Origin of the sequence: Halolactibacillus alkaliphilus (assembly GCF_900115465.1) — a bacterium.
GTDB lineage: Bacteria > Bacillota > Bacilli > Bacillales > Amphibacillaceae > Halolactibacillus > Halolactibacillus alkaliphilus.
The window spans coordinates 1-26,261 of record NZ_FOWN01000037.1 but is presented as its reverse complement, the minus strand read 5'-3'; the positions used below and the strand labels follow the sequence as shown (position 1 = coordinate 26,261).

Below are 26,261 nucleotides of genomic sequence, written 5' to 3'. Positions count from 1 at the left end.
ATGGAGGATTAGCTCAGCTGGGAGAGCACCTGCCTTACAAGCAGGGGGTCGCAGGTTCGAGCCCTGCATCCTCCACCATTTGCCGGCCTAGCTCAATTGGTAGAGCAACTGACTTGTAATCAGTAGGTTGGGGGTTCAAGTCCTCTGGCCGGCACCATTTTAATATGTTGGAGGGATAGCGAAGTTGGCCAAACGCGGCGGACTGTAAATCCGCTCCCATCGGGTTCGTAGGTTCGAGTCCTACTCCCTCCACCATTTAAAATTATATGTTAACTTAGACAGTGAACTCATTCACTGTTATTTTATTGGGCTATAGCCAAGCGGTAAGGCAACGGTTTTTGGTTCCGTCATGCGTTGGTTCGAATCCAGCTAGCCCAGCCATTTAAGAGCCATTAGCTCAGTTGGTAGAGCATCTGACTTTTAATCAGAGGGTCGAAGGTTCGAATCCTTCATGGCTCACTCTTGTTTTGGGGCCTTAGCTCAGCTGGGAGAGCGCCTGCTTTGCACGCAGGAGGTCAGCGGTTCGATCCCGCTAGGCTCCACCATACATAGTGAGTTAAAGGGGTTGGACGTTAATGTAATGTCTGGTCCTTTTTTTATAATTGTTTTTAACAACCACAGTCAAAAGACTGTGGTATTTGTTATGATGGCGTGTGTTCGATTTTTTCTATATAGAACTGTATATATATTTTAAGCCTTTTCAATTTTTAAAATAATACATGTGCACCTTAACAAAGCGTTAGACTCATGGTATAGTGAATGTTTGTGAATAGTTTTAGGATAAGTTTATTATAGTAGCGACAAAAAATCAGCTTTTTTGTTTTATGATATTTAATGAATATTTATAGGAGGTAAAGATGAGAAAACAAGGTTTTGATCCACAAAAGTACATTGAAGAACAATCAAAGTACATTTTAGAGCGTGTTGATAAGTTTGATAAGTTATATTTAGAATTCGGCGGAAAGTTAATAGGCGATAAACATGCCAAACGAGTCTTGCCGGGATTTGATGAAGACGCAAAAATTAAGTTGTTACAAAAGTTGAAAGATCAAGCGGAGATCATTATTACCGTTTATTCAGGAGATATCGAGCGCAATAAAATTCGTGGTGATTATGGCATTACGTATGATATGGATGTGTTCCGTCAAATTGATGAATTGCGAGGATTCGGTTTAGAGATTAATAGTGTAGTTATTACACGTTACAACCATGAACATTCTACGGATGTCTTTATCTCTAAATTAGAGCGTCGCGGAATAAAAGTATATAAACATGTAGCGATACCGGGTTATCCATCAGCAGTAGAAAAGATTGTAAGTAAAGATGGTTATGGAATCAATCCTTATGTTGAGACAACTAAATCAATTGTCGTGGTTACAGCTCCTGGACCGAATAGCGGAAAGTTGGCAACGTGTTTGAATCAACTCTATCATGAACATAAATTAGGTAATCACGCAGGTTACTCTAAATTTGAAACATTTCCTGTTTGGAACGTGCCTCTTAAGCACCCATTAAATGTAGCTTATGAAGCAGCAACTGTAGACCTAAAAGATGTAAATATGATGGATTATTTCCACTTTGAGACTTACAACGAAGTGGCTGTAAATTATAACCGTGATTTAGAGATGTTCCCTGTGGTCAAGCGAAGTATAGAAAAGATCACCGGTCAAGAATCGATGTACCAGTCACCAACAGATATGGGTGTTAACCGTGTGGGGTTTGGCATTATTGATGATGAGGCTGTTAAAGAGGCATCTAAGCAAGAAATTATTCGACGCCATTTCCAGACAGAATGTGATTATAAAAAAGGTTTACTGGATGAAGAAGTTGTTAATCGAATGAAGCTCATTATGGAAGAGCTAGAATTAAAAGAATATCATCGCGAACCTGTTATTCCAGCACGTGAATATGCCGAGAAGTTAAAAGGTGGCGTTAATAAGGAAGTCCCTGCAGTGATGGCGTTTGAATTAAATGATGGGACAGTGATCACGGGGCGCAGCTCAAACTTAATGGACTCGTGTTCAGCAGCGATTTTAAATGCGATCAAATATCTTGCGAATATTGGTGATGAGATTTTCTTGCTTTCACCGATGATTATTGAAACAATGAAAGACTTAAAGACAGATAAACTCCACAGTAAGGTGGCAACATTAAATGCGAATGAAGTATTGATTGCCCTAACAATTGGGGCTGTAACTAATCCTACAGCTCAGCTTGCAGTAGAAAAGCTTCATGAATTAAATGGTGTTCAAGCCCATTCAACTGTGATGTTAAATAAAGATGATGAACAAATTCTTAAACGCTTAGGAATCGATGTGACGAGTGATCCGGTCTATCCTTCTGAAAATTTATATTATATGTAAGATGTCGCAAATGTAATGTTTGATGATACTTAATGTAATAAACATATGAAAGAGGCTTATTATAACCCAATGGTGGGTTTGTAAGCCTCTTTGTTTTTCGTGTTTTTATGATCACCGTATTTCGGAAACAGAGATGAGAAATTGATGAGAATTGGTTAAGAAAATAAGGAAAAATGTTGGATAATCATCTCGTGCGTATAGAACTTATGCTATAATGGGACTATCTGTGATTCTAAATGAAGTGAGTGGTATACTATGAAAAGAAGGATGTGGCATCATGCTTGGTGAGGGATTTTCACTATTTAATTTATTACGGTTTACTGTTGATATCGCCCTTGTCTGGTATGTATTTTATAAATTAATTATGTTGCTTCGTGGAACGAAAGCAATTCAATTGTTAAAAGGGATCTTTGTTGTTTTTATTATCTATCTGATTAGTTACTTTTTAAATTTACAAACGGTACAAGTGATGATTGAACAAATCATTGTTTGGGGACCACTAGCTGTGATTATTCTCTTCCAACCGGAGTTAAGACGCGCACTTGAACAAATAGGGCGTGGAAGTTTCTTTAGTCGTAATCGTCGATCAGAAGAAGAGATATTTCGTGAGTCGCTTGATGCAATCATTAAGTCTGTAAATTATATGGCTAAGCGCCGTATCGGTGCATTGATAACGATTGAAAAAGAGACAAATATGGGTGACTTTATTCAAACGGGTATTCCTATTAACGGTCAATTGACGCATCAATTACTGACAAATATATTTGTACCTAATACCCCCCTACATGACGGTGCGGTTATTATGAAAGGCAACCAAATTATTGCGGCCGCTTGTTATTTACCGCTCTCAGAAAGTCCGTTTATTTCTAAAGAATTAGGGACAAGACACCGCGCTGCAATGGGGATTAGTGAAGTCAGTGATGCTATTACAATTATTGTATCAGAAGAAACAGGCCATGTATCACTTGCCAAAAATGGTGAGCTCTACCGCAGTGTTGATGAGAAGCGTCTTATTGATCTTTTAAGCAAAGAGTTGGCACCTGAACTTGCGAAAATTTCAACCTTTAAACAATGGAGTTGGAGGGGGAAAAAGAAATGAATGATTGGTTAAATGAGCCATGGGTCATTCGAGTAATTTCACTATTTTTAGCAATCTTCACATTCTTAGTGATTTCATTCGATAATCAAGACCAGCGTAGTGCAGATGTAGGAAGTTTTGACTCCATCTTCAATAACTCAAGAGAAACGGCAACACTTGAAGATGTTCCGGTAAATATCGTCATTGATGATGAATTATATGTTGTGAGCGGGGTGCCAGAAGTGGTGACGATGTCTCTAACAGGAACCGTTAGTGTTGTGCAATCAACAGTAACTCAGCGTAATTTTGATGTCTATGTAGATTTAGAAGGATTATCACCCGGTACGCATACTGTGCCGATTGAACATGATGGTATTTCTAGTCGAATTGATGTTCATTTTGAACCCGAAACCGTTGAAGTGACGATTGAAGAACGAGCGAGTGGCACGTATGAAGTAATGGTTGACTACAGTAATTTAGACCAAATGTCTGAAGGATTTGAAATTGAGTCAGCGGTAGTAACTCCAACAACAGTTGAAATTACGAGTGCACAAAGTGTCATCGACCGTATTTCAAGTGTGAAAGCTTTTGTTGATGTAGAAGGTATTAATGAGTCAATGACGTTAAACGATGTTCCGGTAAGAATTTATGATAATGAGGGTAACCAGATGAACGCTCGGATTGAGCCGAGTACAGTGACAGTTGAATTGACCGTCATTAATCCAAAGGTGACCGTTCCAATAGAGTTAAAAACGACAGGCGAATTACCAGAGGGTGTAAGACTTGTCGAAACACGGATTGATTTAGAAGAAGTCGATGTTTACGCCTCATCAAATGCTGTAGCAGATATTGATATAGTCGAAACAGAGCCGATAGACTTGTCTACTGTTTCAGAAACAACGACGCTTGACGTTGCACTTGTCATACCGGATGGCGGTACGAGCTTAAGTGTGGAGACAGTGGAAGTAACGGTTGAGGTTGAAGCAGAGACTCAGACAACGTTAGAAGATGTTGATATTACGATTGATAATGTGACAGAAGGTTTATCCGCAACAATTCTTGACCCTGAGAGTGGAACGATTTCTATTTTACTCTCAGGTTACCCTTCTGATTTAGACCGTATCGATGTTAGCCGACTTGATTTGACAGTTAATGCGGATGACTTAATCGAGGGGGAATATAATCGCCCACTGGAGTATAATCAATTAGACAATATCCGGGTAACATTGCCACTTGAGGATGTTACGATTCGAATAAATTAGGTACATAAACAAAGGAGAGAATATCTTATGGGAAAATATTTTGGTACGGATGGTGTGAGGGGTGTTGCTAATAAAGGCTTAACACCGGAACTCGCATATAAGCTCGGTCGTTTTGGTGGGTTTGTTTTAACTAAAGAAACAAACCGCCCGCGTGTGTTAATTGGAAAGGATACCCGCATTTCTGGTGATATGCTGGAGAATGCGCTTGTATCTGGACTACTATCGATTGGTGCGGAAGTGATGCGTCTAGGCGTTATTTCAACACCTGGTGTTGCCTATTTAACTAAAGCGATGTCAGCTGAAGCAGGTGTTATGATTTCAGCTTCACATAACCCGGTAGAAGACAATGGTATTAAGTTCTTTGGTTCTGATGGTTTTAAATTAACAGATGCTCAAGAATTAGAGATTGAAGCGTTGATTGATCAAGAAGAAGACACATGTCCTCGCCCAATTGGTAAAGATTTAGGTCAAATCAATGATTATTATGAAGGCTCACAAAAATACCTTCACTTCTTAAAACAAACGGTTGATCATGATTTTGACGGTCTTCATGTGGCACTTGACTGTGCTCATGGTGCAACGTCATCACTTGCGACGCATTTATTTGCTGATTTAGATGCGGATGTTTCAACAATCGGTGCGTCACCTGATGGGCTTAATATTAACGATGGTTATGGTTCAACACACCCTGAGAAACTCCAAGCATTTGTTCTTGAAAAAGAAGCGGATATTGGTCTTGCTTTTGATGGGGATGGTGATCGCCTTATCGGTGTAGATGAAAAAGGTCAGATTGTCGACGGAGATCAAATTATGTTTATTTGTGCAAAATACTTAAATAGTATTGGGCAATTAAAAGAGCATACAGTTGTATCAACCGTCATGAGTAACTTAGGCTTTTATAAAGCTGTAGAAGCTAATGGCATGAAGAGCGATAAAACGGATGTTGGTGACCGTTATGTTATGGAAGAAATGCGTCGTGGTGGTTATAACCTAGGTGGGGAACAGTCAGGACATATTATTTTCCTTGATCATGTAACAACAGGTGATGGCATGCTATCTGCCTTGCAATTAGTTAATGTAATGAAAGAAACAGGAAAACCGTTATCAGAATTAGCGGCTGAAATGGAAAAATTCCCGCAAGTACTTAAGAATGTTAAGGTGATTGATAAAAATCAGGCACTCATTGATCCCTATATCCAAGAGGCTATCAACAAAGTGGAAGCAGAAATGGGTAACGATGGCCGTGTTTTAGTGCGCCCATCCGGAACAGAAGAGCTTGTGCGTGTTATGGTGGAAGCACCAACAATTGAACGCTGTCATGAAGCGGCGGATCCAGTTGTGCAGATTATTGAAGAGCGTTTAGGTTTAAAGTAATTCAAGTATATATGTAACAAACAGTAAAAGAGGTGCTAACCAATCGGTGCACCTCTTTTACTGTGTTATTTTAATTGCTTTTAAGAGTTTATTTGAACCAAGTCTTAGCAAAAGTATTTCCGATAATGCCACCTATTGTCATGAAAATTAAGAATGCCCAACCTGAAAGTGAGAACTGAGCGATAGGAGTATATAAAGCACCGACGTTACAGCCATTGGCAAGGCGAGTACCAAAGCCCATTGCTAAACCACCTAGAGCGAAGAGAACTAATTCTCGTTTAGTAAGATGCATTTCTGACATAAAGGTCTGCTTAAATTTGTTTGCCGTTAGTAAGAAAAAGATAGTTCCTAACATAATACCAATATTTTGTGTCGAAACAGGGTTACTAAAGAATGGCGCGCTATACTGTTCTGGTGTACCTAAAGTAAATGCCGCCAAAGCTTCTGGTGAAAAGCCGAAAAGCATTAGAAATTTACCAAACCAGAAACCGTAAGGCGTTGATGCACCCCACCCTGATTGGGTTACGCCCATTAATAAAGCAAATATAAGCGTAATAGCGACAGCGCCCTGCTTTAAAGTCCATGGACGAACGAAAAGACGGTGATACGTTTCTGATGAGAATAAACTGTAGTCTTTTGTATCAAAGGTTGTTGGTTGGTCTTGTTGAGTTTCAACAAAGTGCCCAGCATATGTTTTGCTCTGTTTGCGATGGCGCTCATACATAAAACTTAAGAAGATAACAATGCCACAGAAAACAGCCGTAAGTGCTAACGCCCCGACGTACCCATTTAACCCATCCCATTTAAAGAGATCCGGTAAGAAGACGCCTCCTTCAAATGTCGATGAATGAAACCAAGTGTCTGTAACAAAGCTACTAGAACGTTGGATAGGGAATCCTAAGAAGACCCCCATCCCAAAGAAAATTAATGTGATAAGTGCACGAGGTAGGGCGGTAACTAAGTCCGTCAGAACCCCACTTGCACAACAAGCTGAAAACGACATACCAAAACCAAATAAAATACCACCAACAATTAAACCTAAGTTAATAGGGTTAATCCATAAGTTAAACGTGGTTGGGTCATTGTTCAATAAAAATGCTGTTGTTACAACGGATGAGATAAAGAACATAAACATTAGTGTACGGAGTAATTTTGTTGATCCGGTTGTATATGCCCGGTTGATACTCCCAGCAAATCCTGTATAGGCACGTGATAGGGAATACCCTAGCCCAAGCCCAACTAAAAGTCGGAAGAATAACATGTTTGATTCTAAGAAGTTGGCTCCTAATAATATAACGATGGCTAAGAAGATAAAGCCAGCGAAAGGTTGTACATTAGTAACCGATTGTGTTTTTACATTTGCTTTTGACATACTCATATCAAGTTGCTCCTTTTTCAAAAAATATAATGTGATTTATTTCACATTTATTATACCCATATCCCTACCCCTATTTCAATGGTTTGTTATTAAAATTCATAATTTGTACACTTTTTCACATGTAAAGATGTAAAATAACCATTGGATATTCTGGAGTGAAACTTCGGTGGTGGATCAATAAGATATAAGCTGTTTCCAAATGGATGTGAAGAAGCATATGAACCCTTCATTTCATTATATTAATAGAACTGTCATATTATGAAAAATAATATTGAAAAAATCGTTTAACTTAGATAAAATAGAGAAGTCGCTTTGTGACACTAGTCTAAAAAAGAAAGGTGGATAGGTAAAAAGATTTCTGCAGCGCCAGAACTACATTGAGTATGTAGTTGACGAGGAGGAGGAGTATCGAACGTTTCGGCGGATGCCTCCCGGTTGTCCCTCCAACCGACAAGTTGTAAATAAAACAAAAAGGCGACTTTTTGAACAATCTTTACAATAAGCAGGTCAAATCGAGAAAGGGGTAAATAAGCCCCTTAAAAGCTTGTTTACCCCTTAAATATGAGGAGGAAGCAAAGTTTATGTGTGGAATTGTTGGATATATTGGTTCAAATCAAGCGGTATCGGTCTTGTTAAATGGATTGGAAAAGTTAGAGTATAGAGGTTATGACTCTGCGGGCATTGCAACACTTACAGAAGGTTCACTTGATATATATAAAGTGAAAGGACGTATTCAAGCGTTAAAAGATCAAATAGATTCGAATATTGAAGCAGAGTTAGGGATTGGTCACACGCGTTGGGCGACACATGGTGAGCCGAGTGAAGCGAATGCGCATCCTCACCAAAGCCAATCAGGTAAGTTTACTTTAGTTCACAACGGTGTTATTGAAAACTATCAAGAAATCAAAGAAGAATTCTTAACAGGTGTCACACTTAAAAGTGACACAGACACGGAAATCATTGTACACTTGATTGAGCGCTTATTTTCAGACGTTGAGGATGTTCTAGTAGCCTTCCAAAAAGCAATGAGTCTATTAAAAGGGTCTTATGCCATTGCTTTAATCGATCGCGAAAATCCAGACTTAATTTATGTTGCTAAAAATAAAAGTCCATTACTTGTTGGATTAGGTCAAGGTTTTAATTTGGTCGCAAGTGATGCGATGGCAACTTTACGTGAAACAGATACGTATTTAGAAATTGAAGATAAGGAAATCGTCCTTGTAAGTCGTGATAACGTATCGATTCAAAAGTTAGATGGAACAAAAGTTATCCGAGACAGTTATGTTGCTGAAATTGATCCATCAGATACTGAAAAAGGGACGTATGATCACTTTATGTTAAAAGAAATTGATGAGCAGCCTATTGTCATGCGAAAAATTATTCAGCAATATCAAGATAAAAACGGTGATATTAAGCTTGATAAGAAAATACGTAAGGTGATGACCAAGTCTGATCGGATTTATATTATTGCAGCTGGTACAAGTTATCATGCAGGATTAGTTGGGAAACAGCTTATTGAAAATATGAGTCAAGTACCGGTGGAAGTGCATATAGCATCAGAATTCAGTTACAACATGCCACTACTTTCGGAAAATCCACTGTTTATTTATATTTCTCAAAGTGGTGAAACAGCAGATAGCCGTTCAGTGTTAGTTCAAACCAAAGCGATGGGTTATCCATCCATCACGATTACGAACGTGCCAGGCTCAACTCTTTCTCGTGAAGCAGATTACACACTGCCTTTACATGCTGGACCTGAAATTGCGGTTGCTTCAACGAAAGCTTACACAGCACAAATCGCAGTGCTGACTATTTTGGCTGTAGATACGGCACAAGCAAAAGGGATTGAGCTAGATTTTGATCCGCTGAAAGAACTGGCGATAGTCGCAAGTGCGATGGAGTCGTTAATTGATCAAAAAGAAGCGTTTGAGAGCTTAAGTAAAGAGCTTTTTGAAACAACGCGTCATGCGTTCTTTATTGGGCGTGGTATAGATTATTTTGTTGTTCAGGAAGCGGCTTTAAAACTAAAAGAGATTTCATATATTCAAGCAGAAGGATTTGCAGGTGGAGAGCTAAAGCATGGAACGATTGCATTAATTGAACAGGACGTCCCTGTCGTAGCTCTGGCTACTCAAGAAAATGTTAATCTTTCTATACGCGGAAATGTTCAAGAAGTAATTGCTCGTGGAGCAAAAGCTTCAATCATTAGTATGAAAGGACTCGAACGCTCAACAGACGATGTTGTTCTTCCGGCTGTACACGCGTTATTAACGCCACTCATAAGCGTTATTCCAATGCAGTTACTTTCTTATTATGCTGCGCTTCACCGAGATTGTGATGTCGATAAACCACGTAATCTAGCTAAGTCGGTTACGGTGGAGTAATGCTTTATCGTTTTAGAACGAGATATGTGGTTTTATAATAAAGATTGATCGTTTAGAACAAAGTTTGATCATTTATAATAAAGATTGATCATTTATAATAAAGTTTGATTAAAATAACCTCTTCAGATATGATATCTGTAAGAGGTTATTTTAATATTAGGAGATGAAATAATGGCAAAAAGAAAGCGAATGTCATCTACTGAAAACAAAATAAAGAAGGGTTATGGTGAAGGTCAAGGTATAGACTATAAGCCTTGGATTAACATTCAAGATGTTCCCTCTTTAGGGCGTGCTACACGCTTAAAAGGAATAAAGATTCCTAGACAGTTTGAATTTCTGTCAGACTTGGAGCGCAACTACTTTTATTTGTTGGAATATTCAGATAAAGTAATTGATATTAGAGAACAATACCCGTTATTACCCTTAGATGATACGCTTTTGATTGCAAAAGAATTGGGTTTGAATCATCCGATAGACCCCAAAACAAAGGAACCGATTGTTATGACTACAGACTTTTTAGTCACTATGCATAATGGAACAGCTAACATGCATGTAGCTCGAACGTTGAAGTATAAAGATGAACTAATGACTGAGCGAACGCTAGAAAAGTTTGAAATTGAACGAGTATATTGGGAAAAACGAGAAATAGATTGGGGTATTGTAACGGAAGGTGAAGTGTCTAAAGTGATGGCAACTAACATTGCTTTTGTCCACAGTTACATACGGTTGAATGACATTGAAGGCTTTGATCAATTAACATCTGTAGAGATAGATGAGATGGTTGTCTACTTTGTGCAAAGGTTAATGGCTGAAGATCAATCTGTTAAACAAATTGCTAGAATCTATGAACGGGATTTTGGAATGCCATCAGGTAGTGGTCTAGCCTTGTTCAAACACTTAATTATAACGAAAACGATTAAAATAGATTTATTATCAAAGCTGAACGTTGAAGACATTGTGCAAGTAAAAAGTATTCAACAAGATTTCTCAGAAAAAGTGAGGGCCTTATGATTTATAACAACCAAGTGTACCAATACGTAGACAAAGAAGGTAAAAATCGAATTCGTGTTATCTCAATAGACTCAGCAATATTGTATTACGTTGATTTGCATGGGGGAACTGCTATGCCCAAAAAAGCAACAATAGAAGATATGGAAATAGAAATAGAGAGTAATGTATTAATCCCTATCTCGGATCCATTTTTAAAGAGTTATGCAGAAGAAGATTTAACTGAGAAACAGCTAGAGAGACGTAACCTAAACTGGGAGATAGTATTTAAAGCATGGAGTCAATCAAAAGAGTCTATTTTGAGTAAGAAAAATCGTAAAACTGCTTTTCTTGAGATTGCTGAAGAGCATCAAATTACTGAACTTAAAGTGAAACGACTATTTACGCGTTTCTGGCAACGCGGCTTAAATAAAAATGCTATGTTACCCGATTACATGCATTCTGGTGGCAAAGGGAAAGTTAGAGAGTTGTCTCAGGAGAAAAAAGTAGGACGACCAAGGATTTATGGAGAAGAAGAACAGGGAATCAATATAACAGAAGATGTAAAAAAGCAGTTTAGACATGTGATAAAGAAATATTATAGAAAATCAGAAAAGCTTACGTTAAATGATACTTATCAATATCTGTTAAAAGAATTTTACTCAAATAAATATCATGAAGGAGAATCTGTAAAATATAAGGTTTGGGATAAATCAAAGGTTCCAACCTATAATCAATTTTATTATTGGTACAAGAAAACAGAAGAGCCACAGTTAGATATCCAATTGCGATATAGCAAAAAAGAATATGAGCTCAAACATCGCCCAATACTAAGTCACTCTGCGCTGGAAACTGATGGGCCAGGAACACGATTTCAAGTTGATGCGACGATTGCGGATATTTATCTCGTTAGTTCATTTGATCGCAACCTAATTATTGGGCGCCCTATTATTTATGGCATTATGGATGTTTATTCGCGTTTGATTACTGGTGTTTATGTTGGGTTAGAGGGTCCCTCTTGGATTGGTGCGATGATGACACTGGATAATATGACAATGGATAAAGTTGAATTTTGTAAGCAGTATGACATTGATATCGATGAATCTGAATGGCCCGCACATCATTTACCAGAAACCATTATTGCTGACAGAGGGGAATTTGAAGGTTATGGTGTTGAACAATTAATTAACAATTTAAACGTTAAAATTGAAAATACTTCTCCTTATCGTGGTGATTTAAAAGGAATTGTAGAGCGTCAATTCAGAACAATTAACGAGAAGATTAAACGTAAAGCACCTGGTGCTATTCAGAAAGAATTCAGGGAACGAGGAGATCGAGATTATCGGTTAGACGCTAGTCTTAACCTTGAAGAATTCACGAAAATTATTATTCATTTAGTCTTGAATCATAATCAGCGAACCATTGAAAAGTATCCATTAGAGAAGGCGATGATTAAGGAGCATTTGACACCTTCTCCGTTAAATCTTTGGAAATGGGGTCTTTCAAACAGGAAAGGTTCTCTTCAAACGGTTCAAAATCGTAGTATTCTAAGGCTTAATTTACTTCCAAAAGGAAAAGCGCGAATTACAAGAGCAGGAATTAAATTTAAAGGATTGTCTTATGGTTCTGATAAAGCACTGAATGACCAATGGTATTTAAAGCGAAAGAGTGAACGTATAGATGTCGTTTATGATCCTAGATCAATGGATAAAATCTATATTCCGTATATTGACGGAAGAGGTTTTGATACGTGTTACCTATTAGAGATGAGTTCTCAATATAGAGGTGAATCATTAGAAGAAATTGAATTCTATCAACAGATGTTGCAGGAGTTAAAACAGGCAGAAAGCCTTAAGCAAAGAGAAGAAAGATTAAATACTGATGAGGAAATTGAGTCTATTATCAAAAAAGCTGTCAAACAAAAGAAAGTAAATGCTAATGTATCAGAAACAAAGGGTGAAAAAATCAAAGATATTCGTGTGAATAAAAAAGCAGAAAAAGCGATGAATCGCCAAAAGGAATCTTTTGATTTGAACCAAAACAAAAAGGAGTCGCCTGCTCAAGTAGTTTCAATTGAGAAGGAAAACGAGGAGGTTGAACAATCAAAAACGTCTTCAAGCTTAATGGAAAAACTTCGCAAGAAACGAGATGAGGAATTTGGAAAAGATCAATGATTTAGTTCTAAAGGGTACATTTAAAACCGCAACGTATGAACAACAAGTCTTGTCAGAATATAATAACAATCCTTTTATAGAAGCTCTCCCTTCGATATTTAACGAAGACGATGTCCTAGAACGCTTTATGGTGACCCCGAGAATTAGTGAGACTGATAAAAAGAGCGAGTCTAATATTCGATATCACATTTTGAAAAGAGTAAGAAATTTTATTCAACCTTTACCTATTCACTTTGAAGTTGAACGCCGGTTATCAACTTTAATTAGAAGAGGATATCTTGCTAGGAATCCTTTAGATAAAACTTTTTTAGAAAGAATTCGCGTATTACATGAATTAAGAGAAGAACAAGAACTGGCTCATAAACACATTGAGGATCGCTTGAATTATATTCGTTCAACAGCAGACAGTTTATCAATTATCGGTATTTCAGGGATTGGAAAAACAACGGCTATTGAGCGGCTCTTACTTATGTATCCACAAGTTATTAAACACGAAACATACGCAGGTCAACCATTTAATCGAACGCAAATTGTTTGGTTGAAAATTGATTGTCCCTATGATGGTAGTTTATCAACCTTATGTAAAAGTTTTTTTAAAGCTATTGATGATTTATTAGGTACCCGTTACTTAGAAAAGTATGGCTATTTGAACCGTGTAACATCGACGATGTTATTGCACATGACTTCTTTAGCAACCATGTTTGGTATTGGAGTTTTGGTGATAGATGAAATCCAGCATTTGCTACACTCTAAAAATGATCAAGAAGAAATGTTGAATTTCTTTGTGACATTATCAAATACAGTAGGCATACCAACCGTGTTAATTGGGACATCTAAGGCTCAACAATTGTTTAAGGGGAATTTTAGGCAGGCAAGAAGAGCATCAAGTGACGGGGCGGTCATATGGGATCGAATGGCTGAAGAAAGTGAAGAGTGGGAGTTCTTTTTAGAAACGTTATGGAAGCTACAGTGTCTAAAGACGCCAACTACGCTGACTAATGAACTGAAAGTAGCATTCTATAGAGAGTGTCAAGGAATCACAGCCGTTGCGATTAACTTATTCATATTAGCTCAAGAACGGGTTCTATTTGACGAGGGAAATCCCGAAGAGATTCTAACACCAAGTGTGTTAAAGAAAACGGCAGAAGAAGATATGCAGACACTACAGCCAATGTTAAATGCCATTCGTAATAATAATTTAGCAGATATGATGAAATACGAAGATATCATGATTAATCTTGATGAGGTTATGTTAAATCACAAGAGAGATACTGAAATAAGCGGTCGTATTAAAGAAGCGTTTAAAGAACGACAAAACACGATTGATTTAAAACGAAAAGACATTATTGAAAGCTTATCAATTGAAGTAGCTGCACTCGGTATATTTGAACATTTAAGCAGTCAAGATATTAAAACACTTTCTACAAAAGTTGTAGAGACGTACCCTATAGATGTAGATGTCTCAAAGTTAAAGTCTGAAGTTATCCAAAAAGCAATTAAATTAAATGAAGATAAGAACAGTCATAAGGAAACAGCTGAACCAAAAAATATAGAAACTTTACCTTTGTTAAAGCTAAGGAATCAGGCGTTAACTAAAAAAGTACATCCATATGATCATTTAAAAGTCAGGGGTTACATTAAACAGCCAATTGAAGAGTTCTATTAGGGGGTTAAAAACTTGTTGCCTTTCTTTACTGAACCTTATCCAGATGAATTAGTTTATTCAATGATTGCACGCTACCACTTTTATAGTGGAAATATTGATTGCAAAGATACTTTAGAAGAAGTATTTCAAAATCGTTCTGTTATCCCTAGCGTGGAAATTGGTAGCCACTTTGATGCTTTAGCTCATCAAATGGGGAGTGCCTATTCTGCTGAATATTTACTGGTTAAACATACGGTATATCCTTACTATGCGCCTTTTTTATCAGAAAAACGTCAAGGCGAAATTCTTCAAGATGTGAAAGACGATGGTAAAGGACTTTACACACGGTTAGGGATAATCGCTGGTAGTATATGCAGAAGGAAAGGCTTATATTATTGTCCATGTTGCGCTAAAAATGATATTGAAAAATATGGTGAGCCTTATATTCATAGAGAACATCATTTACAAGGTATTGATTTATGCCCTCATCATGGCAATCACTTAAGAAAATATCCTGTTGTCCTTAATACACGAAGTCGAATTGAATTTGTTCGTTTTGAATCAAATAAAATGGATTTGCATTCCATTGGTGATAATTGTGAAGAACAACAGTTAAGGATAGCTAAAATGGCTTATCAGCTTTTGATTAGTGAAATAGCTTTATCATCGCGTGAGAAAACGTCAAGTAGGTACCGAGCGTTGCTTAGAGAGAGAAATTATATCACATCAGCAAACCGCGTACGACAAACAGATCTCTATCAGGACTTCAATAGGGTATATTCACAAAAAACACTTAAAAAATATCAGTCTATTTTAATTGAGAGCGATGAATACAGCTGGCTAAAAGTACTGACCCGTAATATCGAACGTCATGTTCATCCATTGCGGCACTTATTGTTTATGGATTTTTTAAATGTAGATTTTGAGGCTTTATTGAATAAAAAACGAGATAACGGTCCTTTTGGTGAAGGACCGTGGCCGTGCTTAAATAAAGCAGCTTCTCATTATAAGAAATTAGTTATTAATAAAGTTATTGTTTCTAGAGACTCTAAGTCTGGTTTGCCAATAGGTACCTTTATATGCGGATGCGAATTTGTATATTCAAGAAAAGGACCTGACAAAATAAAGGATGATATATACCATATCGGCCGACTTAAACGCTTTGGAAGTGTTTGGATGGCCAAACTAAACACATTGGCGAAAGAAGGCTATAGTTTAAGAGGAATGGCAAAAAATCTAGGTGTTGATGCCAAAACAATAAAGAAGTATTTAAATCAACAAATCGAAGGACAAAATGAACCTAAAGCTACTGATACGTTGACTATCCAGCGGTATCGCAATCAATTAATAGAAGGGATAAAAGCCTATCCTAATCAATCAAGGACCGGAATAAGAAACATATTTCCTAGTGTTTACATGTATTTATATCGTCATGATCGCGACTGGCTATTTTATTATCTTCCAGCAAGACGCAAAGGGGTTGAGAAGGGGAATAATGTAAATTGGGAGATTCGAGATAACAACTATTACAACGCTATATTTAACCTTAATAATGAGCTAAGAAAGATGGAAAAACCATTACGTATAACATGTTCCCTTGTTGGAAAAAGATTAGGGATATTAACGAATTTAGAGAAACATATTGATAAACTGCCCAAAACAAAGATATTACTTGAGGCAGTAACTGAATCGACTCAAGAATTCCAAGTTCGGCGTTGTTGTCGTATTATTGATGAGCATATAAATCAATTTAATGAGGTGGCCTTATGGAAGGTGCAACGAATAGGTGCGGTAAGATCGAGCCATTTTGCGATAATTAGACCAGTACTTGAAGAGTATATCTCACAAAAGAGAAAGGAGACAAAACATGAAGAAACATCATATTAAAATCTCTTGGCCATTTCCAGACAACGAAGATGCCCAGTTGATTTGGATAAGTACCCCATTTAGATACAATAATAAAATGATGATTCATGCCTATTTTAGCCTGAAGGGTGAAACAAAGAAGATTCGCCTTGATTGGGGTAGTTTACCTTTTTTAGCTATACAACATTATTATCAAAATGGAGTTTTATCGGCTAGTAAGCCACCAAAGGATTTGAAGGATATAGAAATAACAATTAACCCCAGTTCGGTACATTATTATGAAAAAGAATGGGCTATACAAGGCTCACCAGATATAGATATATCACAAAGTTACAATTTTACTTTTCAAAACCAAAAAATTGTACTCCCACTCATTGAAGTCATTCGAAGTGTTTTAGCACCAAATGTATTCCTTTTATACCGTCTGTTTGAATCCAATTCATTTCCTCAGTATTTCACAGAAAGTGCAGATGCAGGTATGTTTCATCTTGATTTTTCATCGCAATACGAGTTGACATATACCCGCCCAGAATATTTATATCAGTTGTTATGGTTATTAACTAATCAAGATGTACGTCAAATCTATGAAAGCATAGCTTTTGCTTGGATTCAGACCAACTCAATAAAGTTTGATTGGGATTTTAAACAACCGATTACGATTACTGCGCGTGTTAAAGAGAACCGTGGTTATTTAACAATTCTTCAAATATTAAAAGTGAAAAATAAACAAATACCATATCAGCGAGTATCAATCTCACATCCTGAATTACAGTTAAGAGAAAAGTCAAATCAACCCAAAAAATACACATTTCATCGCCTTTCTTCAAGTAATAAAGATGATGCGCTCTTACTTGATCAACAAGTTGATGGCTCTCACCAAGGCATGGAACTTGTTCAGATGAATCAACAAAAGCATGAATACATAACGATACCAACTATAAAAAAGCTTAAGAGGCATACGACAAAAGAACGAAATCAAATAGATGAGAATACAAAGAAATACTATGGAAATACGGATAATATTCGTTCAACGGCAGATGTTGGTGGCTCTAGGTTGACTAGAGGTTTAGAGCACCAAATGCTGCAGGACATTCAAGTTCAGGGAGATTTAAAAGACTTTATCAATTTATTAAAGGTTCTTGAGTCCAATCAAGAGGTGCTGTCTATTCGTGTAGCAGTAAAAGAGTTACCACAGGGAGTTGGTAAGCGGAAGTTTGCCAAGCTGAATGATGGGATTACGGATAGGAAGTGCATCATTGCGAATGTGAAAATGAAGGGTGGTCAATTATATCAAATAATTGAGGTAGACCGCGAACATAAATCTTTATCTACAATAATTTTATCGTCATACAAAAAGCAAAACTGGGAAGAAATACACTACCAATTACTACTCAATCTTGTCCTCGATAGTGGTTCATGGACAAGTCAATCGTTAAATAGATTAAATAACAAGGGGATAAGTGTTATGAAGTCTAAACACAGCAAAAAAGGAATAAGGCATCGAGCAATGTTAATGCTTGAGAAATTAACTTGATTACTTAAGTGAAATGAATCACCTAAAGAATAGATAAATTTACCTTTTCACCACTAAAGTTAGAAAAGGAATGTTATAATTGATGGTATAAATGATGGATTGTATAAAATAACAACTTAGATGAGGTGCAATAATGATTACTGGTGAACTAAGAAGTAAAGTGGATAAAATTTGGGAAACATTTTGGACAGGTGGGATTACTAACCCTCTTACTGTCATCGAGCAATTTACGTATCTGTTATACATAAAAGGTCTTGATGACCGTGAATTAAAAAAGGAACGCGATAGTCAAATCCTTGGTACAGAGTATAAAGGGATATTTCCAGGAGATAAACCTCAATTGAGGTGGTCACACTTCTCTAATACGGGACCAGAAGAAATGTATCAGGTTATTTCTCAAGAGGTATTTCCATTCATTAAAAAAATAGGTGGTAAGGATTCTGCTTATTCAACATATTTAAAGGACTCCGTGTTCGTTATTCCGACGCCGTCTCTACTATCAAGAGTTGTAGCAGGTATTAACGCACTACCAGATACAACATCGAGTCAGGAGAAAAAAGATACTTTGGGAGACTTGTATGAGTATTTACTCTCCAAGTTAAGCACATCTGGAACAAATGGACAATTCCGTACACCTAGACACATTATTGATATGATGGTTAGTTTAATGAAACCGACGCCCGAAGATATTATTGTCGATCCGGCAGCTGGTTCAGCCGGCTTTCTGGTTTCAGCGAGTGAGTATTTAAGAGCAAATCATGCGGATATGTTCCATATACAAGGTTTACGTGAACATTTCAACAAGCATATGTTTCATGGCTTTGAAATAGATAGTACCATGCTCAGAATTGGTGCAATGAACATGATGCTACATGATGTAGATTATCCGAATATTAGTTACCGCGATAGTCTGTCTGAACAAAATAAAGATCGCGACATGTATACACTAGTATTAGCCAACCCACCTTTTAAAGGTTCTTTGGATTATGATGCTGTATCAGATGATTTACTTCGTATTACCAAAACAAAGAAAACAGAAATCTTATTCTTAGGGCTATTTTTACAAATGCTTAAAAAAGGAGGGCGTGCCGCGGCAATTGTTCCTGATGGGATTTTGTTTGGAAGCTCGAACGCTCATAAAGCTATTCGTAAGGAAATTATCGATAATCATAAATTAGATGCAGTGATTAAAATGCCGAGTGGTGTTTTTAAGCCGTATGCAGGTGTTTCAACAGCTATATTGATTTTCACTAAAACCGGAGCAGGTGGTACAGATAATGTTTGGTTTTATGATATGAAAGCTGATGGTTATTCTTTAGATGACAAACGCACACCAATTGATGAGAATGATATTCCAGATATGATTGAACGCTTTAATAACTTAGATAAAGAAACAAATCGCGAAAGAATAGAGCAATCTTTCTTTGTTTCTGTAGATGAAATACGAGAACAAAAATATGATTTGTCAATCAATAAGTATAAAAAGGTTGAGTATGAAGAAGTAGATTATGAAACACCTCAGGTGCTTGTTCAAAAGATAAAAAATCTCGAACAGCAGATTCTTGATGGACTTAATGGCATTGAGAGGATGATGTAAGATGAAGCGCTTAAAACTCGACGAAGTATGTGACATTTTAAATGGATATGCATTCAAGAGTTCAAAATACAGTAATAAGGGTTACAGAATAATCAGAATAACAAATGTACAAAAAGGCATTATTGTTGGTGAATCCCCAAAATATTATTCTGACAAAGATATGGTTGGTTTAGAGCGGTATAAGCTGTTTGAAAATGATATTTTGTTGTCTTTGACCGGAAATGTTGGAAGAGTTGGTATCATGAATAATTCGCTACTACCTGCTGCGTTAAATCAACGTGTGGCTTGTCTAAGATTGAAAAATGATGATGTATGTTATAAATATCTTTTTTATTATTTAAATAGTGATGAGTTCGAGAACTTATGCATAGAAAATGCTAATGGAATTGCGCAAAAGAACTTAAGTACATCGTTTTTAAAAACTGTGTCAATTCCTATTCCGCCTCTCGATATTCAAAAAAAAATTATTGAAGTCTTGGACAAATCTCAAGAACTTGTTGATAAAAGAAAAGAACAAATCACAGCATTATCAAACTTAAAACAAAGTATTTTTTATGATATATTCGGTGATCCACAATTAAACAATAAAAAATGGAAACTGTGCAAGATTGGAGATTTAACTAAAAAAACTCAATATGGGTCAAGTAAAAAAGCTAGCTTAACTGATGGTGAATTTGCAATGCTTAGAATGAACAACATAACTTACAAAGGTGACGTGGTTTTGGATGAATTGAAATATGTGAACTTAGATGAAAAAGAGAAAGAAAAACACTTGGTTCACAAAGGAGAGTTACTGTTTAATCGGACAAACAGTAAGGAACTGGTAGGGAAAACAGCAGTATATGATCATAATGAACCAATTGCCTACGCAGGATATCTAATTAAATTAATTCCTAATGAGCTAGCCAATTCTTATTTTATATCAGGTTATCTTAATTCAAATTATGGAAAGCGATACTTGTATAATTTAGCTAAAAATATTGTTGGAATGGCAAATATTAATGCTAAAGAATTACGTGGTATTCCGATATATATGCCGCCAAAAAAATTACAGGATGAGTATGGATATAAGATAAAGAAAATTAATAAGTCCATAGATCTATTTAAGCAGGGTCAAACTGAATTAGAAATGTTATATGGTTCCCTAATGCAAAAAGCTTTTAAAGGAGAACTTTTTAATTAACCAACCAGTCAGGGGTGACGAAGTGTCGAACTTTATCTTTCTCGAAAACGACAAACAATTTGATGATTTTAAATATGCTTGTTTGGAGGCTGAAAAAAGCCTCCAAGTAAGCCCTGCTACATGTGCGATTTTAACACGCCGTGCGTTAGAACTGTCAGTGAAGTGGTTGTACAAATCCGATGAAGAATTAAAATTGCCTTATCAAGATAATTTATCTAGTTTAATTCATGAACGGACATTCAAACTGATTATTGATCATGATCTATTTGCGTTATTAAAGTATATTATTAAGCTTGGTAATGTTGCCGTGCATACAAATTCCTCAATTAGCCGGGAAGAAGCAATTACATCGATTCGCAATTTGCACCAGTTTGTTAGTTGGATTGCCTACTGTTATTCGCTTGAATATCATGAAACAGAGTTTGATGAATCGATTCTTTATGTTGGGAACGAACCCAGAAAACGTCCAGAAGAATACCAGGACCTTTATGAAAAACTAAGTGCAAAAGATCAAAAACTTGAAGAAATGATTCAACAGAATGAAGTGATGCGTAAGCAACTAACAGAAAATCGTAAAACCACGACAGAAGAATACACATTTAAAGTTGATCAAGTATCAGAATACGATACGCGAAAATTGTATATTGATGTTGAATTAAAACTTGCAGGATGGGAATTTGGTAATAATATAATAGAAGAGTATAAAGTCGCTGGAATGCCTAATACCTCAGGTATAGGCTATGTGGATTATGTTTTATTAGGTGACGATGGAAAAGCAATTGCGGTTGTAGAAGCTAAAAAAACATCTGTTGATCTTTATCAAGGTAAGCAGCAAGCGAAACTTTATGCTGATTGTATTGAACAAATGGAAGGGCAACGCCCGATTATCTTCTTTACTAACGGTTTTGATACAAGGATATGGGATGATTGTGAGTATCCTGAACGTAAAGTGTCCGGTTTTTACACAAAAGAAGATATAGGGTTACTGATTTCCAGACGTTTTTTGAAGCGACCGTTGAACAATGTAGCTATTGATGATGCGATCACCAACCGCCCTTATCAAAAGGAAGCGATTACAAGTGTGCTTGAAACAATAACGAAGAAAGAACGTGAAGCTTTACTTGTTATGGCAACAGGGTCAGGAAAAACGCGTACAGTTATTTCAGTTGTAGATGTATTAGTCAAACAAAACTGGGTGAAAAATGTTCTCTTTTTGGCTGATCGAACAGCTTTAGTAAAACAGACGAAAAATGCATTTAATTTATTGCTACCATCACTTAGTGTATGTAACTTGCTTGATAATAAGGACGATCCTGAATTAAGTCGGATGGTCTTTTCAACATATCCGACGATGATGAATGCGATTGACGATGTGAAGCGAAAAAATGGAAAACGTCTATTTACAGTCGGTCATTTTGATCTCATTATTATTGACGAAAGCCATCGGAGTATTTATCAGAAATATCGTGCTATTTTCGAGTATTTTGATAGTATTCTAATTGGTTTAACCGCAACACCAAAAGATGAAATCGATAAGAATACATATGACATCTTTGGTTTAGAAACAGGGAATCCTACGTATGCCTATGAGCTAGAACAAGCTGTTCAAGAAGGATATTTAGTCGATTATCGTACAATTGAAGCAACATCTAAATTTTTAGATGACGGTTTGCGATACGACGAGTTAACAGATGAGGAAAAAGAACAGTATGAAGAAACATTTGAAGATGGTATTGGTGATTATATTACAAGTGGCGCTATGAATGAATGGTTATTCAATAATCATACGGTTGATCAAGTGTTAGTAGACTTGATGAGTAAAGGGATTAAAGTAGAAGGTGGCGACCGGATTGGTAAAACGATTATATTTGCTAAGAACTCTAAGCATGCGAAGCATATAGTAGAGCGTTTTAATAAACTATATCCTCACTATAACGGGCGATATTGCCTGCAAGTAGATTATAGTGTCAACTATGTGGACTCCATTATCGAAGATTTTAAAACCAAAGATAAACCGCCGTATATTGCAGTCTCTGTTGATATGTTGGATACAGGTGTAGACATTCCTGAGATAGTAAATTTAGTCTTTTTCAAAAAAGTGAGGTCAAAAGCAAAGTTTTGGCAGATGATTGGACGCGGTACCCGTCTATGTCCAGATTTATTTGGTCCAGGTGAGGATAAGGAGCTTTTTCAAATTTTTGATTATCTTCATAACTTTGAATTTTTCCGTGAAAATCAAAAAGGTAAAGAAGCAAAGCTCGTTGTTAGCTTAACGCAGCGCTTGTTCGAGTTAAAACTAAATATTGTTAAGCAATTGCAAGCAATTGATCTCCAAGACGATATTTATATTAACTATAGAAAAGAATTAATTGAAGATTTAGCGAAGGAAGTCAAAGCTTTAAATGAAGAGCATTTCCAAGTGCGTATGCATTTGAAGTACATTGATAAATTTAAACGCTTAGATCAGTGGCAATCACTGTCCGTAAATGATGTCAATGAAATAAAAGAACACATTGCGCCAATCGTTACGCCGCTTGATGACGATGAAATGGCCAAACGTTTTGATAGCGTGATGTACACGATTCAATTAGCATTACTGACGGCAAAGCAAGCAAAGAAACCAATTAATAGCGTGATTCAAACGGCTGAAAACTTATCTGGTCTAGGGACAATACCTCAAGTGAATCAACAGAAGGAGTTATTACATCACATTCAAACAGAAGAATTTTGGGATAATGTTAATTTGATGGATCTAGAGGAAGTACGTATGGTCATTCGAGAGCTCGTCAAGTTTTTGGAAAAGGAATACCGAAAAGATTATTATACAAACTTTAAAGATACATTTGATATTCTTCTAGAAGATGGGTCAAGTCTCTATGCTACGAGTGATTTAAAGAATTATAGAAAACGAGTGAATCAGTATTTAAAGGAGCACCAAGATCAGTTATCGATTCGTAAGTTGAGAACGAATAAAACTTTAACGAAGCAAGATGTGAGTCAACTGGAGCATATATTGTGGGAAGAGCTTGGAACCCGAGAGGAATACACAAAAGAATTCGGTGAAACTCCAATTACGCGTCTTGTTCGTTCGATTGTTGGTCTCGAACGTGAAGCTGCTAACCAGGCTTTCTCTCAATTCCTATCCGAAGAAAGATTGAATAGTAATCAAATTAAGTTTGTTCGACTGATTATTGATTACGTCGTTAAAAATGGTTATTTAGAAAAAGAAGTGCTTCAACAAGATCCATTCCGTTCACTGGGAAGTATTTCGGATCTGTTTCAAGATAACATAGAAGAAGTTCGAGGAATCATCAGCGTTGTTGACACTATCAATTATAATTCGGAATTTATAGAAGGTGCGTAAGATTTCTTACGCCTCTTTTTATAGATGTAATAAAATAACGGCTGAGTTTTACCTTGAATGAAAAATATATCTGTTGGTTTTGTATTATGTAACAAAACCATGATTACTTGCTTATAATTGCTATATAAACCGGTATAAAGAGAAAAGGGCCATCTATCTTTGTGAAGTAAAGATTTGTTGATATTATCCAAAGAAGGTGTGAAAGCTAAATTTGTTAAGTGCTATTAAATTAGTAATGATTTATTAACTGCAAAATTCTAATCTAATCAGTGGAGGCGAAGTTATGAAGTATTCTGTTGAAGATTTAGACTTCTCAAACGTGAATGATAAGTTAAAGCACCTTAGTGAATCCGAAATTGTTGAAATCATAAACGCCTATTATGGGGGTGTAAAAACTAATACTATAATTGATGAGTTTAAAATAGATGTTGGAAAGTCATCACTTTATAAAATTTTCCCTCCCGAGAGACTTGATTTACCCTGTGAGTATTGTTATCGCCCAATGCTGCTACCACTAAAATCAAAAAGTGGTTATACCCCTTATAATGATATAAATGCTTATTGTTCAATTTGCGAGCATACGAATAATGTCTTTTGTCAATGCGAAAATTGCAATAAAAAAAGAGAAGAGGCATTAGTGAAAAAAGAGAAAGAAAGAAAAGAAGAGCTGAAAAAGCATAAAGAAATAATAGACGGTATTCTTCAATCAAAGAAAACAAAAGTGTTAGAAGATGACTTATCATTAGAAGAACGATTATATCTATCAGTTATACTAAGAGCTACTTTATCAGAAGAGTTAAATGTTATTTTACCATTAGCATATTCAAATACACCTATTGCACCTGGTTCAGAGTTTGGATTGTCAACACTAAATCAGACAATTTTCTTAAGGGCATTTCTTTTAAATTCTACAGGCGTCAGGTAGCCTAGTGTTGAGTGAATTCTTATGTTATTATACCAATTCACATAATCTGCTAGTTCGATGCTAAGTTCATCTAGCGACTTGAATATATACCGATTTGAAAACTCTGTTTTAAATACTTTGAAAGTGGCTTCAGCAACCGCATTGTCGTATGGACACCCTTTTTGACTCAGAGATCTTTTAATATCAAACGTTTCAATCAACCCTTCAATTACATTGTTTTTAAACTCGCTACCACGATCTGTGTGGAATATGGAAATATCGTTCAAATTTGCGTTTATCCGTGAGAAAGCTTGATAAACGAGCATTGCATCCTTCTTTGGACCAGCACTATAACCAATAATTTCTCGGTTAAACAAGTCAATTAATATGCAAACATAATTCCATTTTCCTGCAACCCTGACATAAGTCAGATCACTTACAACAACTTCTAATTGCTCTCTATTTGTGAAGTCTCGTTTGACTTCGTTAGCAGTTAAATCTTCATTTGAAGGCTTTTTATGAGGCTTGTATTGCGCAATTGTATATGTTGAAACGAGACCGTTTTCGCGCATAATTCGTCCGATTTTTCGTCTTGAAACGACTTTGCCTTCGTCATTGAGTTTTTTTTTGATCTTACGGGTGCCATAATTGTTTCTGTTTTCTTTGAATATTCTAATGATATCTTGGGTTAAAGATTTATCTTCTACTTTGGATTTTACTTCATAATAGTACGTACTTCGAGATATGTTAAGGACGGCACACATTGCTGATATTGAGTATTTGTCTGTATTTGCTTTGATGACTTCTACTTTCGTCCTAGTATCAGCGCTGCTTGCTTTAAAATATCATTTTCCATTTTCAGATGTTCATTTTCTTTGCGAAGCTTGATTAATTCGTTTTCAGCATCACTCCTGTTATCTTTCTCTTTGAAAGAACCCGATTGCTGATGTTGCGTTATCCATCGATCTAACGAAGAGGGGGTAAGCTCATATTCTTTGAGAATAACAGATTTGGACTTACCATTGAGATATAACTGTACCATTTGATTTTTGAATTCATCTGTGAACTTTCTTCTTGGTCTTTTACTTGGCATTTATGGCCTCCTTAAGGTTATTAGTTTATTCTAATTCACCTTAAGAAATCTGTCCAGTTAAGTATAACCTATCCA

General features: G+C 36.3%; 16 protein-coding genes and 6 tRNA genes. 20 read left to right on the top strand and 2 right to left on the bottom strand.

Annotated elements, in window-relative coordinates; all coding sequences use genetic code 11:
* Positions 1-2 precede the first annotated feature (2 nt).
* The 10 genes from BM163_RS12125 (at position 3) to glmM (ending at position 6,077) form a co-directional block, all read left to right on the top strand.
* Positions 3-78 (top strand) — tRNA-Val (locus BM163_RS12125).
* Between the two features lie 3 nt (positions 79-81).
* A tRNA-Thr gene (locus tag BM163_RS12120) sits at positions 82-157 on the top strand.
* 12 nt (positions 158-169) lie between these two features.
* A tRNA-Tyr gene (locus BM163_RS12115) sits at positions 170-255 on the top strand.
* A 51-nt stretch (positions 256-306) separates the two neighbouring features.
* Positions 307-381: transfer RNA gene (locus BM163_RS12110), tRNA-Gln, on the top strand.
* Between the two features lie 5 nt (positions 382-386).
* Positions 387-459: transfer RNA gene (locus tag BM163_RS12105), tRNA-Lys, on the top strand.
* 10 nt (positions 460-469) lie between these two features.
* Positions 470-545: transfer RNA gene (locus BM163_RS12100), tRNA-Ala, on the top strand.
* A 312-nt stretch (positions 546-857) separates the two neighbouring features.
* Positions 858-2,363: a DUF1846 domain-containing protein gene (locus tag BM163_RS12095; RefSeq protein WP_089803452.1), complete on the top strand. Its 1,506-nt coding sequence runs from the start codon at positions 858-860 to the stop codon at positions 2,361-2,363.
* 277 nt (positions 2,364-2,640) lie between these two features.
* Positions 2,641-3,462, top strand: a complete 822-nt coding sequence (gene cdaA / locus BM163_RS12090) for a diadenylate cyclase CdaA (protein ID WP_089803451.1) — start codon at positions 2,641-2,643, stop codon at positions 3,460-3,462.
* The gene (locus tag BM163_RS12085; RefSeq protein WP_089803450.1) at positions 3,459-4,703 is read left to right on the top strand and encodes a CdaR family protein; all 1,245 of its coding nucleotides are present in this window, start codon (positions 3,459-3,461) and stop codon (positions 4,701-4,703) included. The genes cdaA and BM163_RS12085 overlap by 4 nt, the downstream gene beginning before the upstream one ends.
* Positions 4,704-4,730: 27 nt before the next feature.
* On the top strand, positions 4,731-6,077 hold the full coding sequence (gene glmM / locus BM163_RS12080) for a phosphoglucosamine mutase (RefSeq protein WP_089803449.1): 1,347 nt from the start codon (positions 4,731-4,733) through the stop codon (positions 6,075-6,077).
* Positions 6,078-6,165: 88 nt separating this feature from the next.
* Here glmM and BM163_RS12075 read toward each other — a convergent pair whose 3' ends face one another.
* Positions 6,166-7,455, bottom strand: a complete 1,290-nt coding sequence (locus tag BM163_RS12075) for a YeeE/YedE family protein (RefSeq protein WP_229675575.1) — start codon at positions 7,453-7,455, stop codon at positions 6,166-6,168.
* Positions 7,456-8,036: 581 nt separating this feature from the next.
* Between BM163_RS12075 and glmS the strand changes: the two genes are divergently transcribed.
* From glmS to BM163_RS12025, 10 genes are all read left to right on the top strand, one after another.
* Positions 8,037-9,839, top strand: coding sequence for a glutamine--fructose-6-phosphate transaminase (isomerizing) (glmS, locus tag BM163_RS12070; protein ID WP_089803448.1), 1,803 nt, complete (start codon positions 8,037-8,039; stop codon positions 9,837-9,839).
* A gap of 171 nt (positions 9,840-10,010) precedes the next feature.
* A complete protein-coding gene (locus BM163_RS12065) occupies positions 10,011-10,850 on the top strand; it encodes a TnsA endonuclease N-terminal domain-containing protein (RefSeq protein WP_089803447.1) in 840 nt (279 codons plus the stop codon).
* Positions 10,847-13,000, top strand: a complete 2,154-nt coding sequence (locus BM163_RS12060) for a TnsB C-terminal domain-containing protein (RefSeq protein ID WP_089803446.1) — start codon at positions 10,847-10,849, stop codon at positions 12,998-13,000. Before BM163_RS12065 ends, BM163_RS12060 begins: the two co-directional genes overlap by 4 nt.
* Positions 12,975-14,666, top strand: a complete 1,692-nt coding sequence (locus tag BM163_RS12055) for an ATP-binding protein (protein WP_089803445.1) — start codon at positions 12,975-12,977, stop codon at positions 14,664-14,666. Before BM163_RS12060 ends, BM163_RS12055 begins: the two co-directional genes overlap by 26 nt.
* Positions 14,667-14,678: 12 nt before the next feature.
* Positions 14,679-16,532, top strand: a complete 1,854-nt coding sequence (locus tag BM163_RS12050; protein WP_089803444.1) for a TnsD family Tn7-like transposition protein — start codon at positions 14,679-14,681, stop codon at positions 16,530-16,532.
* Positions 16,513-18,045, top strand: coding sequence for a Tn7-like element transposition protein TnsE (locus tag BM163_RS12045; protein WP_089803443.1), 1,533 nt, complete (start codon positions 16,513-16,515; stop codon positions 18,043-18,045). Before BM163_RS12050 ends, BM163_RS12045 begins: the two co-directional genes overlap by 20 nt.
* A gap of 133 nt (positions 18,046-18,178) precedes the next feature.
* A complete protein-coding gene (locus tag BM163_RS12040) occupies positions 18,179-19,642 on the top strand; it encodes a type I restriction-modification system subunit M (RefSeq protein WP_089803442.1) in 1,464 nt (487 codons plus the stop codon).
* A gap of 1 nt (position 19,643) precedes the next feature.
* Positions 19,644-20,825, top strand: a complete 1,182-nt coding sequence (locus BM163_RS12035; RefSeq protein WP_089803441.1) for a restriction endonuclease subunit S — start codon at positions 19,644-19,646, stop codon at positions 20,823-20,825.
* A 22-nt stretch (positions 20,826-20,847) separates the two neighbouring features.
* Positions 20,848-24,189 (top strand): DEAD/DEAH box helicase family protein, encoded by a 3,342-nt coding sequence (locus BM163_RS12030; RefSeq protein WP_089803440.1) that lies wholly within the window; start codon positions 20,848-20,850, stop codon positions 24,187-24,189.
* Positions 24,190-24,472: 283 nt separating this feature from the next.
* Positions 24,473-25,114, top strand: a complete 642-nt coding sequence (locus BM163_RS12025; RefSeq protein WP_089803439.1) for a hypothetical protein — start codon at positions 24,473-24,475, stop codon at positions 25,112-25,114.
* Here BM163_RS12025 and BM163_RS12020 read toward each other — a convergent pair.
* Positions 25,063-26,186 (bottom strand): IS3 family transposase gene (locus tag BM163_RS12020; protein ID WP_089803438.1). Its coding sequence is split into 2 segments (ribosomal slippage): positions 25,063-25,934 and positions 25,934-26,186, totalling 1,125 coding nucleotides; the frame shifts between segments, so codons are not numbered across the junction. The two genes, BM163_RS12025 and BM163_RS12020, sit on opposite strands and share 52 nt — an antisense overlap.
* Between the last annotated feature and the right edge of the window lie 75 nt (positions 26,187-26,261).

Excerpts from the sequence above, each read along its gene's own strand:
- BM163_RS12095 (WP_089803452.1), top strand. The coding sequence starts at position 858 with ATGAGAAAACAAGGTTTTGATCCACAAAAGTACATTGAAGAACAATCA.
- cdaA (WP_089803451.1), top strand. The coding sequence starts at position 2,641 with ATGCTTGGTGAGGGATTTTCACTATTTAATTTATTACGGTTTACTGTT.
- BM163_RS12085 (WP_089803450.1), top strand. The coding sequence starts at position 3,459 with ATGAATGATTGGTTAAATGAGCCATGGGTCATTCGAGTAATTTCACTA.
- glmM (WP_089803449.1), top strand. The coding sequence starts at position 4,731 with ATGGGAAAATATTTTGGTACGGATGGTGTGAGGGGTGTTGCTAATAAA.
- BM163_RS12075 (WP_229675575.1), bottom strand. The coding sequence starts at position 7,455 with ATGAGTATGTCAAAAGCAAATGTAAAAACACAATCGGTTACTAATGTA.
- glmS (WP_089803448.1), top strand. The coding sequence starts at position 8,037 with ATGTGTGGAATTGTTGGATATATTGGTTCAAATCAAGCGGTATCGGTC.
- BM163_RS12065 (WP_089803447.1), top strand. The coding sequence starts at position 10,011 with ATGGCAAAAAGAAAGCGAATGTCATCTACTGAAAACAAAATAAAGAAG.
- BM163_RS12060 (WP_089803446.1), top strand. The coding sequence starts at position 10,847 with ATGATTTATAACAACCAAGTGTACCAATACGTAGACAAAGAAGGTAAA.
- BM163_RS12055 (WP_089803445.1), top strand. The coding sequence starts at position 12,975 with ATGAGGAATTTGGAAAAGATCAATGATTTAGTTCTAAAGGGTACATTT.
- BM163_RS12045 (WP_089803443.1), top strand. The coding sequence starts at position 16,513 with ATGAAGAAACATCATATTAAAATCTCTTGGCCATTTCCAGACAACGAA.
- BM163_RS12040 (WP_089803442.1), top strand. The coding sequence starts at position 18,179 with ATGATTACTGGTGAACTAAGAAGTAAAGTGGATAAAATTTGGGAAACA.
- BM163_RS12035 (WP_089803441.1), top strand. The coding sequence starts at position 19,644 with ATGAAGCGCTTAAAACTCGACGAAGTATGTGACATTTTAAATGGATAT.
- BM163_RS12025 (WP_089803439.1), top strand. The coding sequence starts at position 24,473 with ATGAAGTATTCTGTTGAAGATTTAGACTTCTCAAACGTGAATGATAAG.